The organism is Faecalibacillus sp. H12 (assembly GCF_013361255.1).
GTDB classification, from domain to species: Bacteria; Bacillota_I; Bacilli_A; order Erysipelotrichales; family Coprobacillaceae; genus Faecalibacillus; species Faecalibacillus intestinalis.
In genome coordinates this window covers 17699-30926 of the sequence record NZ_JABWDK010000014.1, presented here as the reverse complement: position 1 = coordinate 30926, position 13228 = coordinate 17699, and the positions used below count along the sequence as shown (strand labels likewise).

The window sequence follows — 13228 nt, the reverse complement described above, 5'->3', positions numbered from 1 at the left end:
GCGTTTACTAAAGGAGTTCGCTATGAAATATTTACAAAGATTAGGTAAATCACTCATGTTACCTGTTTCAATCATGCCCATAGCAGCACTACTTAAAGGAATTGGGTATTGGATTGATCCTACTGGATGGGGTATACATAACCCAATTGCTGCTTTACTCATTGCTGCTGGTGGAGCAATTATAGATAACCTTCCCATTTTATTTGCGATAGCTGTTGCCATGGAAATGTCTAAAAAAAGAGATACAGCAATAGTGTTAAGTGCTCTTGCTTGTTATATGATGATGACAACAATTCTATCATCTAAATGCATCGCATTAATTTTGCAAATTCCAGAATATGCTGTGGATTTAGCTTTTCATAATACGCAAAGTGCTTTTATTGGTATTTTGGTAGGTTTGATTGTGGCTATTTCTTTTCAAAAGTTTGATCAAAAAAGATTACCTCAGTTTTTAGCTTTTTTTGATGGAAAGAGATTTGCTTCCATTATTTCTATAGGAATTACACTTTTGATATCTTTAATATTTATTGATATTTGGCCAATGTGTTATCACTTTTTTATTTGGTTTGGAAAAGAAATCGCTAATTTTGGACCTATAAGTGCAGGAATCTATGGTGTTTTAAATCGTTTATTGATTCCAACAGGCTTACATCATGCCCTCAATTCTGTATTTTGGTTTGATGTTACTGGTATTAATGATATTGGAAAATTCTGGGGAACAATTTCCGGTGGTGTTAAAGGTGTAACAGGAATGTATCAAGCGGGATTTTTCCCAGTAATGATGTTTGGTCTTCCTGGAGCTGCTCTAGCTATGTATCGTTGTGCTAGAAAAGAGAATAAGAAAAAAGTAGGTGCTATCTTATTTTCAGCTGCTTTGGCTTCATTTTTTACAGGTGTGACTGAACCTCTTGAGTTTGCTTTTATGTTTGTAGCACCAACACTTTATTTTATCCATGCTTTACTTACAGGATTGATGCTTTTTATTGCAGCAACTTTTAAATGGATGGCAGGGTTTGGTTTTTCTGCAGGACTTATAGATTATGTTTTAAGTTTTAAATCACCATTTGCTAATAATATTTTATTTTTAATTCCTTTAGGAATTCTATGCGGATTGATTTATTACATTGTTTTTAGAGTATTGATTACACGTTATAATATTATGACACCTGGAAGAGAAGAAAATGAGGTAAAGAAAGTAGAGAAAGTCGAAAATAATTTTGATGAAATTGCTATTCAATTATTTGAAGCATTAGGTGGTAAAAAGAATATTATAAGTGTTGATCATTGTATTACGCGTTTACGTGTAGAAGTTAAAGATATCTCACTAATAGATAAACAGACTCTATCAAAGATGAATTTTTCTCATATTGTTGAATCAAGTGAGCATGAAATACAAATCATTATAGGAACTGAAGTTCAATTTATTGCTGAAATATTAAATGAAATACTAATGTAGGAGAAATGAAATTGAAGATTATAAAAATATTTAATAATAATAGTATTGCTGCTTTATCTGATGAATTAGGGGATATTATTTTAACAGGATCAGGAATCGGCTTTCAAAAAAAGATAGGTGATTTAGTTGATGAATCACGGATTGAAAAAACATATATCTTTAAAGAAAAAGTTGAAAAACGTATACGTAGAGGAATCAATGATATTGAACCTATTTATTATGAGATTACTAGTTTATTAGTAAGCAAAGCAACAGAACAATTGAATACCCAATTTTATGAGGAAATCTTTCTAGCAATTAGTGATCATATTGCTTTTGCTATTAAACGAAAAAAAGAAAAAATTGATTTACCTAATGTTGTTTTATCGGAAACGAAAGCAATTTATAAAAATGAATATCAATTAGGTTTATGGACAATAAAACTTATTAAAGAAAAAATAGGTATACAGTTAGAAGAAGCTGAAGCGGGATATATAGCTTTACATTTAGTGAATTTTTCTACTAAGAATAGTTCACAAAATACTTCTAAAATTGTTAACTTTGTAAGAGATGTCATTGAAGTGATTGAACAGACAATGAATGTTCAATTAGAATTAGATTCAATTAATTATGCAAGATTATCAACACATCTTAAATTTTTAGCTGAAAGAGTTTTTCGTAATGATGTTGAAAATAATATTGATACGACAGAAAATATTAGAGATATGCTAAAAGAAAATATACGCTTATCCTTATGCATTAATCGAATAAAAAAACGAATAGAAAATAAATATCATTATCTATTAACTCCAGATGAACAGACATATCTATGTATACATATTAAAAAGAATTGTCATATTTAAAATGTAAGCGTTTGACAATAGAGGTATTTTTTTGCTATTGTATAGACAAGGGTTGTTACTTTAAGTAGGCAAGACCAGATATATTAACGGCATTTTTGAATGTTGTTTTTATGTTTGGTCTTTTCTTTTTAAAGAGAAAGGGAAGAAAAATATGAAATTGAAAAAGAAAAGTGTTGCAGCTGTATTAACATTATCGATGTCGATGGGTTCAGTATTATCGATGGTTCCTGTTTTTGCAGAGTCAGCGCAACAAAACTTAGCGTTAAACAAAACGTCTTATGTTTCAGCTGAATATGGAACATTGCCGAGAAAAAACCTAACAGATGGTGATGATGATACACGCTGGTCAACTGAAAGTGCACCAACTCAATGGGCCTATGTAGACTTAGGTCAAGAATTTGAAATGAATAAATTCCAAATGATTTGGGAAAATGAAGGTAATTATGCTTCAAATTATAATATTTATGTTTCAAATGACCCTAATAATTGGGGAGAACCAGTACTTTCAAGAACAGATAATAAAAATGTTATCAGTGAAGAATTATTAGGAAGTAAAGTCAGTGGAAGATATGTTAAATTAGAAGTAACAGCAGTTAAAGGTTATCCAAATGTATCTTGTCGAGAATTTAAAATCTTTAATACGGATGAAAAAGTACAAGATCCAAGTGAAAATATCGCTTTAAAGAAAACTGCAGTTGCAAGTTCTGAAGAAGCAGCGAGTGTTAAAGCAGCAAATGCAGTAGATGGTAATACATCATCACGTAGTTCTCGTTGGGGAAGTGATGTTGGAAATGGACCAGATTGGATCTATGTTGATTTAGGTGAAAGAATGAATGTCAATACGGTTAAGGTATTCTGGGAAACACGTAAAGCAACAGCTTATAAGATTCAAATTGCTGATACTGAATCTACGCCTCAAGAAAGTGATTGGCAAACAGTTAAAGAATTTAAAGATCGTCCAAAATCTTTAACAGAAAAAATTGTTTTAGATCAAATCTATAAAGCAAGATATGTGCGTTTATATGTTGATTCACATACTTCAGAAGATCCAGATGGTGGTATTGCTTGGAATACGATTTCTATTTATGAATTAGAAGTTTATGGTGGAAATCCTGATGAAAAAATGTCAATGAGTGATGTTTTAAATGAAATTCAAGTAGAAACACCAAAAACTGGAGATAAAAAGTTAAAAGTCACTTTACCAGAAGTTGAAGGTTATACTGTTGAATATAATGGTACTGATTTTGAACAAATCATTGATGAAGATTTAACAATTTATCAACCTATTAGTGATAAAGATGTTAAAGTATCATTCAAGATTACAGATAATGATACAAATGATTATAAATTCAAAGAAATTGCTGTTACAGTTCCAGGTAGTCAAAAAAATGATGAAACAGCGAATAAAGCACCAAATGTTTTACCAGAATTAGCTGAATGGAATGGTGGACATGGAAACTATACAGTTTCTAAAGGAGCAAGAATTGTTTATAAAGATAGCTCACTTCAAAAAACTGCAGAAGCACTTGCTAATGATTATGAAGATATTACTGGAAAAAGTATTGCTGTTGTAAAAGGCGAAAGCAAAACAGGAGATATTACTTTAGCTCTTACAAAAGATAAATCGTTAGGGTTACAAGATGAAGGATATTTAATGGATATTGATGATTCAATCAATATTAAAGCTGAAACAACAACAGGGGCTTATTGGGCAACCAGAACGATTTTACAAAGTATTAAACAATCAGGAAATGTTCCTTGTGGGACAACAAGAGATTATCCACTTTATAAAGTAAGAAGTTTTATTTTAGATGTTGGACGTAAAACATTTACAATGGATTATTTAAAACAAATTGTTAAACAAATGTCATGGTATAAAATGAACGATTTCCAAGTTCACTTAAATGATAACTTAATTCCAATTGAAAGTTTAGCTGATCCAATGACAGGTTATTCAGCATTTAGATTAGAATCAGATGTTAAAAAAGGTGGAAACAATGGCTTAAATCAACAAGATTTAACAAGTACAGATTTATTCTATACAAAAAAAGAATTTAAAGATTTTATTAAGGATTCAAGAGATTATGGGGTAGATATTGTACCAGAAATCGATACACCAGCCCATTCATTAGCTCTTACAAAAGTAAGACCTGATTTAAGACATGGGACAAACGGACGTGAAAACGATCATTTGGCTTTAAGAGATAAATATGATGAATCATTAGAATTTGTACAAAGTATTTTTGATGAATATATGACAACAAGTGATCCTATTTTCGATGAACAAACAACAGTTCATGTGGGTGCAGATGAATATAATGCAGACAAAGAAGCTTATCGTCGATTCTCAGATGATATGTTAAAATATGTACAAAATTCAGGAAGAACAGCACGTATTTGGGGAAGTTTAACTCAATGTTCAGGAAAAACTCCGGTTAGAAGTAAAGATGTTCAAATGAATTTATGGAACTTTGGTTATGCGAATATGGATCAAATGTATGAACAAGGTTATGATTTAATTAACTGTAATGATGCACAATATTATATTGTTCCTAATGCTGGATATTACTATGATTATTTAAATAGCAACATTTTATATAATCAAGCAATCAACTCGATTAGTGGTGTCACAATTCCTGCTGGTGATGAACAAATGTTAGGGGGCGCTATTGCTGTATGGAACGATATGACAGACTATTTAGAAAATGGTATTAGTGAATATGATGTTTATGATCGTTTACAAAATGCAATTCCATTATTTGGTGCTAAATTATGGGGTAAAGGAGATAAAACATTAGATCAGGCTAATAGTTTAAGAACAACATTAGGGGCTGCTCCAGGTACAAATTTTGGTTATGAAGCAGCTAAAGATGAAAATGGTATGATTGCTCATTATGATTTAGATAATCTTGATCAATTAAAAGGCCATGAAAATATCGAACTTGCATCATTAGATAGTCATGATGCATTGCATTTATTAGGAGATACAAGTTATGCAACAACTTCATTAGATACAGTTGGTTTAAATAATGATTTACGTGTAAAAGTAAAACGTGAATCATCAAGTGAAGAAGAACAAATTTTATTTGAAAGTAGCTATGGTTCAATTAAAGCTGTTCAAAAAGGAACAGGTAAAGTTGGATTAAGTAGAGAAAATCATGACTATTCATTTAATTATGAATTACCTGTTAATCAATGGGTTGAATTAGAATTTAAAAATAGAAAAGAAGTTATTGATCTTTATGTAAATGGTCAACTTGTAGATACACTTGGAGATGATGAACAAGTAAATGGTAGACCATTAAAAGCAACAATGATGATTCCAATGGAAAGAATTGGAAGTAAAGAACATGCCTTTAAAGGATATGTAGATGATATTCGTTTAGGTTCAGAAAAATCATTTGCTTCAACAATGGAATTAGATTATTTAGTGACAAGTGCAAGTCATATTGCAGAAGAATCACAAAATAAACAATTACAAGAAAAACTAAAAGAAGCAAAAGTTGCTTTAAAAGAATATGATCCAAATGAACAAACAATTTCAACTCTTACAGATGAAATTAAAGAATTAGTAAATGGAATTGATTACAAAAAAGCAAATTATACAAGAGTAGATCACTATTTAAATTCAATTCCAAAAGATTTATCTATTTATACAGAAGATTCTGTTAAAAACTTGCAATTTGTTATTGATATGATTCAAAGAGAATTACCTAAATCAATGCAAGATACAGTCGATCAATATGAAGTAGAACTTACAAAAGCACTTACTAAACTACAATTAAAATCACAAGTTAATGTCAATTACATTGATAAAAGCAAACTTACAGCAACTGCTTCATCTTATCAACATGATGGATCAGATCCTAAAAATGTATTAGATGATAATCCATCAACAATGTGGCATACAGATTGGAATTTATCAACACCTCATTGGATTGCTTTTGAAAATAAAGAAGAAATGAGTGTCAATGGTTTAACATATGTTCCTCGTCAAACTGGTAAAAATGGAAATGTTACAAAATATCGTATTGAAATAAGTGATGATGGTGTTAATTGGAAAACAGTTAAAGAAGGTAATTTATCAAGTGATTCATCTACAAAAGTCATTGAATTTGATACAGTAAAAACAAAACATCTTCGTTTATACTACGTAGAAGCTGTTAATAATAACGGAAGTGCTGCAGAAATTAAATTACATCGTGCAGATGTACCAGCAGATGTTGATGGTTTAAAAGATGTTATCAATAAAGCTAAAGCTATGGAAGATATTGGATATTTATCTACTTCATGGAATCATTTACAGGATACAATTAAAGCTGCTGAAGGTTTAGTCAATGCAGAAAATCCTAACGCTAATGAAATTGAAATTATGAAACGTCAATTAACAGATGCAATGGTAAAACTTGTATTATCTGTTGATAATGAAAAATTAAAATCATTCGTTGATGATTTATCAAATCTTGAACAAAAAGATTATACAAAGGATTCATGGAAACAATTCCAAACTGTTCTTAAAGAAGCACAGGATGTTTTAAGTAATCTTGATGCTACAAAAGATGAAATCAATGATATGTATCAAAAATTATTAGATGCTTATAATGGACTTGTTATACTTAATGATAAATCTGGATTAACTGATTTGATTAGTAAAGCTGATCAACTTCAAGAAAAAGATTATACAAAAGATTCATGGAAACAACTGGTAGAAGCATTAACTCAAGCAAAAGAAGTATCTGCTAAAGAAGATGCTACAAAAGAAGAAATAAACGAAGCTATTTCTAATCTAGAAAAAACTATGAATGCTCTTAAAAAAGTAGATTCATCTACTAAAGATGATAATACTTCAAAAGGAAATACTTCATCTAAAGATAATCAAGTAATTACTTCTACTACTAAAAATGATAAAAAACGATCTTCAACTGCTAAAACAGGTGATGAAACAAATATTATTTTATTTGTATTAATGGCTTTCATGTCATGGTTAGGTATTAAAAAAGTAAAAAAAGAAGAATTATAAAAATAGATGCCACTATTAAGTAGTGGTATTTATTTTGTCTAGACAAATTTATTGTAAGCCCTTGCATAGACAAAGAGTGTATGTTACAATACAGGATGTAAATACGGATTGTTACTTTAAGTAGGCAAGACCAAATAACTTACACTTTTTTAGTGTATCTTGTTTGGTCTTTATTTTTTGGTTTGTATTTGCAAATTAAGATTACATTATTCATTTAAGGGAGCAGTAATGTAAATAAGAAAGGAAGAAGAATATGAAAGAAAAGGTAAAGAGAATTGTTTCTCTAGCACTTGCATTTTTAATGTCAATTGGATGTATTCACTCTTATCCAATCGTCAGTGCTTTGGAAAATGATTATGAAGTCTATCCAAATCCTCATATGATGGATTATCAAGATGGTTCATTTGATATGACATCTACTGTCAATGTTGTTTATGAAGATGGTATTGATAAATATACAAAGGATAGAATGAATGAAGTATTAGCTATTAAAAATATAAAAGCAAGTACTTCTGAAGAAGTAAAAGAAGACCAAACAAACATTTTAGTAGGTATTAAAGATTCAAATCAATATGTTGATCAATATGTTGGTGAACATTATTCAGTAAAAACAACCCAATTATTTGATCAATTAGATTCATACTTATTAAAAGTTGATAATGGAACAATTACAGTATTAGGTAAAGATACAGATGCGGCTTTTTATGGTCTTACAAGTTTGTATCATATCTTTAAACAATTAGACGGAACAAATATCCGTAATTTTACAATGGAAGATTATGCTAATGTTGCTAGTCGTGGATTTATTGAAGGTTATTATGGAAATCCATGGTCTACTACGGATCGTATGAAATTAATGGAATGGGGAGGATACTACAAGTTGAATTCTTATTTCTATGCTCCTAAAGATGATCCTAAACATAACTCCAAATGGCGTGAACTTTATACAGATGAAGAAATTGAAACAAAAATCAAACCTCTTGCTGAAGCAGGAAATAAATCAAAATGTCGTTTTGTATTTGCATTACATCCATATATGTATAATGCCATCAGGTATAATAGTGAAGAAAACTATCAAGCAGACTTAAAAGTATTACAAGCTAAATTTGAACAAGTTATTAAAGCAGGTGTTCGTCAAATTGCTATTTTAGCAGATGATGCTGGAAATGTTGGTGGTGCTAACTATACAAAAACATTAACTGATATGACAGCATGGTTAAAAGAAATGCAAAAAACATATCCAGATTTAAAATTAACATTACCATTCTGTACACAAGAATATATGTATAATGGTGAAAGTTATTATCAAAATTTCCCAGCAAATATTCAAATCGTTATGACTGGTGGTAGAGTATGGGGAGAAGTTACAAATAACTTCACAACAACTTTTACAAATAATGCAGGGCGTGGCCCTTATATGTGGATCAACTGGCCATGTACAGATAACTCTAAAAAACACTTAATTATGGGTGGATATACAACATTTTTACACCCTGGTGTAGATCCAAATAAGATTCAAGGAATCGTTTTAAATCCAATGCAACAATCTGAGCCAAGTAAAGTTGCAATTTTTGGGAATGCATGTTACTCATGGAATATTTGGCAAAGTGAAGAAGAAGCTCAAAAATGCTGGAATGCTTCCTTTAAATATGTCGATCATAATAGCGCTATTGAAACTCAAGCATCAGCTGCTTTAAGAGAACTTTCAAAACATATGATCAATCAAAATATGGATGGTCGTGTAACAGCATTACAAGAATCAGTAGATTTAAAAGATCGTTTAACAAGCTTCAAAGAAGCTCTTACAAATGGAACAACAATCAGTGATGAGCAATTTAAAGATTTGATCAATGAATTTACAATCTTAAAAAATGCTAGTGCTACATATAGAGCACAAGCAGGTGATATAAGAATAAAAGATCAAATTGTATATTGGTTAAACTGTTGGGATGATACAGCGGATGCAGCAATAAATTATCTTAAAGCTGTTAAAGCTGTACAAGATGAAGAAGCTAATGATAAGATTTGGGATCTATATTCTACTGGACAAGCTGCTTTTGAAAAATCAAAAACATATGGATTCAATTATGTTGATCATTTAGAATATGCAGAAGTAGGAGTACAACATATCGTACCATTTATTAAAGCAATGGATTCTTATTTAGGAGATATTGCTTCAACTATTGTTGATCCAAATAAACAAGTCACTAAATTTATTACAAATCGTAATGATAGTCCAACAGGTAATATTGATAATGTATTCGATAATAAAGCCAATACTGAAATTGTTTATAAAACACCAAATACAATTAGTAAAGGAACTTATGTAGGCGTTAGTTATTCAAAAGCAATTGATATTGATAGAGTGACTTTTAGATTAGGAACAAATTCAAATTCAAAAGATACTTTTTCTAAAGCTAAAGTGCAATATACAACAGATGGTAAAAAATGGGTTGATTTAGATAATCAAGAATATACTTTACCAAATGATGTAGCTTTAACTGACTTAAATTTAAAAGGGGTTAAAGGTATTCGCATGATTGCTACTGAAGATAAAGCGAATACTTGGTTAGGTATTAGAGATATTGCTGTTAATGCAGATGAAGTAGTAACTGAAGAAGATCCAGGTACATTATCTGTCGATAAATTGACACTTAAAGGTGGTTCTTTAAATAATTTATTAGATGACAGTAATGCTACTTATGCTCATTTTGCTGAAAGTCCTTATAAAGGTGGAGAAATTAAAGATTATTTACCAGTTGATGCAAGTATTACATTAACTTTCAAAAAAGCAAAAACATTAGGTACAATTTATTTTGGACAAGATACAGGAACAGATAAATCAACAAAATATGTCATTGAATATACAACGGATGGTCAAACATGGAAAGTATTAAAAGAATATAATGGTGATGCTTCTGTTGAATTAGATGTATCAAGTCAAAATATTAAAGCAAAAGCAGTTCGTATTAGAAACTTAGAATTAAATTTAAAAAGTAATACAGCAGGATATTGGTGGAAAGTCAATACATTTAAAATGGCTGATCCAGGACAAATGAATGCAACATTTATGTATACAGATACATGGGGAATTTATCAAGGAACAGTAGATAATTTAACAGATGGTGATAGTTCAACAGCATTAGATTTTAGTACCTCAGGTGATACAACAAGAAAAGGTGATTATATAGGTTGGGATTTAGGTAAAGAAACAGCTATTGGTAAAGTTTATGCAGTCATCGGTGGAAATCGTAGTGCTGGAGATAAATGGAAAAAATATAGTTTACAATACTCTAATGACAACCAAAACTGGACTACTTATAAAACATATCAAGGTTTAGCTAGTGGTAAAGATACAATTGATGAAAATTTCCATGGTTTAAAAGCACGTTATGTACGTTTAGTAAATGAAGAAGAGAGAGCTGTATGGGTTATTTTCTCTGAATTCTCTGTAAAAGCTTATAATCCAGATGAAGATTTCAATAATGCTAATGTTTATACAAATACAGATTATAGATTAGCTTCACAAAGTGAAGAAGCACTTACAGAATTGATCTATAATCAAGAAATTACTTTAGAAAAAGGTCAATACGTTGGTGTTGATTTATCAAGAATCAAAGATTTAAGTACATTCAATATTGATTATGAAAATGGTCAAGGAGCAACTTTACAAGTTTCAAAAAATGGTGTTGAATGGACAACTGTAACAGGTCAAGAAAAAGAACTTCCAGATGGAAGATATGTAAGATTAATTAATAAAACAGACAAAGCTATTAAATTAACAATTAATCATTTTGAAGTACATTCAAATGAAATTACAGCACCATATTTATATAAAGCAACTATGAATATTAATCCTTCATGGGGTGTTGGTGAAGATACTAGAAATAATGGTGCTGCTTTTGATGGTAATATCGATTCAACAACAGAATTTGGTGATTTTCCACAAAAAGGACAATATATTATTTATGATTTAGGACAAGAAAGAACAATTTCTAAAATTCAAATGTATTGCCAAGATAGTGCAGTTAACTATATTAGAGATGCTGATATTTTAGTATCAGATGATTTAGAAAGCTGGACAAAAGTTATTACTATTGGAGATGGTGTTGAAAATACAAATGATGCTGGGGTTAAATGTATTGATTCAGATGCAGGTTATAAAGCATCAAGCACATATCCAAATAAAGTCTATGTAGAAGGAACTGCTAATAATGTTAAAGCACGTTACTTAAAGATCTTAATGACAGCAACAAATAATAATAGAGCTGTTGTTTTCAATGAAATTGTTATCAATGATGGAGAATATGTACCAGTTTCAAATGATCCAACATATACTTCTTCAACTGTAGAAGCAAATGGATTTATTCCTCAATATATGTTTGATGGAGATTTATCTACAGCTTATAGACCAGGTTCTAAAGAAGCTGGAAGCATTACTTATACGTTATCAAGTGATTTAGATGTTAAGAAAATGCATATTATTCAAAAAGGTGAAATTTCAAATGCAAGAGTATCTGTTCTTGTAGATGGTGAAAATGGAAAGAAATGGGTTCAAGTTGGAACTCTTAAAAAATCATTAAATGAATTCTATATGCCTGAAGGAAACGTTTATGAATTAAAGATTGAATGGGATGAAAATAAAATTCCAACAATTTCAGAAGTTATTATGTTAAATGATGATGAATATGCTTCAACAGCAGCTAATGATTTACAAAAATATATTAATTCTTTAGATGTTAAAGAAAATAAATATACAGCAGATTCTTATAAAGAATTTGAAAAGGCATTAAAACAAGCTCAAAAAGTTTTAGATAAACAAGCGGGTGAATTAGATGCTATTACAAATGCAAAAGCTGAATTAGAAGTTGCTTATGCAAATCTTGTTAAACGTGGAGATATTCAAAGTGTTAAAGATGAACTTAATACAATTAACAAGTTAAAAGAAAGAGATTATACAAGTGAAACATGGACTATTTTACAAGATCAAGTGAAACTTGCTCAAGAATTCATTAAAAAGGATGAAGCAACAATTACTGAAAAAGAAGTTATTGATATGGTAGATGCTTTACAAAAAGCAAAAGCTCAATTAGTAACAAAAGTATCAGTAAGTAAAAAAGAGTTAAAAGATTATATTGCATCAAATGAATTAGATAAGTTAGATACAAATAAATATTTAACATCTACTGCTGATTCATTTAAAAAAGCATTAAAGAATGCACAAACATTAATCGAACAAGAAGATGCAACAAAAGAACAATTAGATGAAGCTTTAAAACAATTACAAGATGCAAGAACAAAATTAGTTTTAAAAGCAACAGATGATGAAGTAAATGCATTAAAAGCATTAATGGATCAATATCAAGAAAAAGATTATACAGCATCATCATGGAAAGAATTTGAAAAAGTTTACAATAATGTTAAAGCTGCTTTAGAAAATGAAAACACAAGTGATAACGTTCAAGCATTAACTAATACTTTAAAAGAAGCTGCTCAAAAACTTGTTAAACGTGGTAATTTAGATGGTATCCATGGTTTATTAGATCAAATTAAACAATTAGATAGTAAAAAATATACAGAAGCATCTTATTCTAAATTAATAGATGTTGTTACTGAAATTTCTAAGAAATTAGAAAATTCATCAGAAATGACACAAGAAGAAGTCGATGCCCTTGTAGGTGAATTACAAAACGCTATTAATGCATTAGAAAAAGCACCAACAATCACTACAGATACAAATGAACCTGCTCATAAACCTCAAGTTGTAACAAATAACAAAGTGAAAACAGGTGATTCAACATCTGCATGGACATTTGCAACATTTGCATTAATGGCAGCAATCGTTTATGTATCTTTAAGAAAAAGAACAAAAGAAGACTAAAATAAAAGGTTTCTATTTTCAAGATTAAG

General features: G+C 29.9%; 4 protein-coding genes. All 4 read left to right on the top strand.

The features are described 5' to 3' along the window. Nucleotides 1-22: 22 nt before the first annotated feature. The 4 genes from nagE to HUU89_RS09655 all read left to right on the top strand — a co-directional run bounded on the left by nagE (nt 23) and on the right by HUU89_RS09655 (nt 13199). A complete protein-coding gene (nagE, locus tag HUU89_RS09670) occupies nt 23-1456 on the top strand; it encodes an N-acetylglucosamine-specific PTS transporter subunit IIBC (RefSeq protein ID WP_175301628.1) in 1434 nt (477 codons plus the stop codon). Nucleotides 1457-1461: 5 nt separating this feature from the next. Continuing rightward, nucleotides 1462-2298, top strand: a complete 837-nt coding sequence (locus HUU89_RS09665) for a PRD domain-containing protein (protein ID WP_254697752.1) — start codon at nt 1462-1464, stop codon at nt 2296-2298. Nucleotides 2299-2449: 151 nt separating this feature from the next. Further along, nucleotides 2450-7318, top strand: coding sequence for a discoidin domain-containing protein (locus HUU89_RS09660; RefSeq protein ID WP_175301626.1), 4869 nt, complete (start codon nt 2450-2452; stop codon nt 7316-7318). 253 nt (nt 7319-7571) lie between these two features. Next, complete coding sequence (locus tag HUU89_RS09655; RefSeq protein WP_175301625.1) at nt 7572-13199, top strand: beta-N-acetylglucosaminidase domain-containing protein; 5628 nt, start codon at nt 7572-7574, stop codon at nt 13197-13199. Nucleotides 13200-13228: the final 29 nt, after the last annotated feature.

Excerpts from the sequence above, each read along its gene's own strand:
- HUU89_RS09665 (WP_254697752.1), top strand. The coding sequence starts at position 1,462 with ATGAAATTGAAGATTATAAAAATATTTAATAATAATAGTATTGCTGCT.
- HUU89_RS09655 (WP_175301625.1), top strand. The coding sequence starts at position 7,572 with ATGAAAGAAAAGGTAAAGAGAATTGTTTCTCTAGCACTTGCATTTTTA.
- nagE (WP_175301628.1), top strand. The coding sequence starts at position 23 with ATGAAATATTTACAAAGATTAGGTAAATCACTCATGTTACCTGTTTCA.
- HUU89_RS09660 (WP_175301626.1), top strand. The coding sequence starts at position 2,450 with ATGAAATTGAAAAAGAAAAGTGTTGCAGCTGTATTAACATTATCGATG.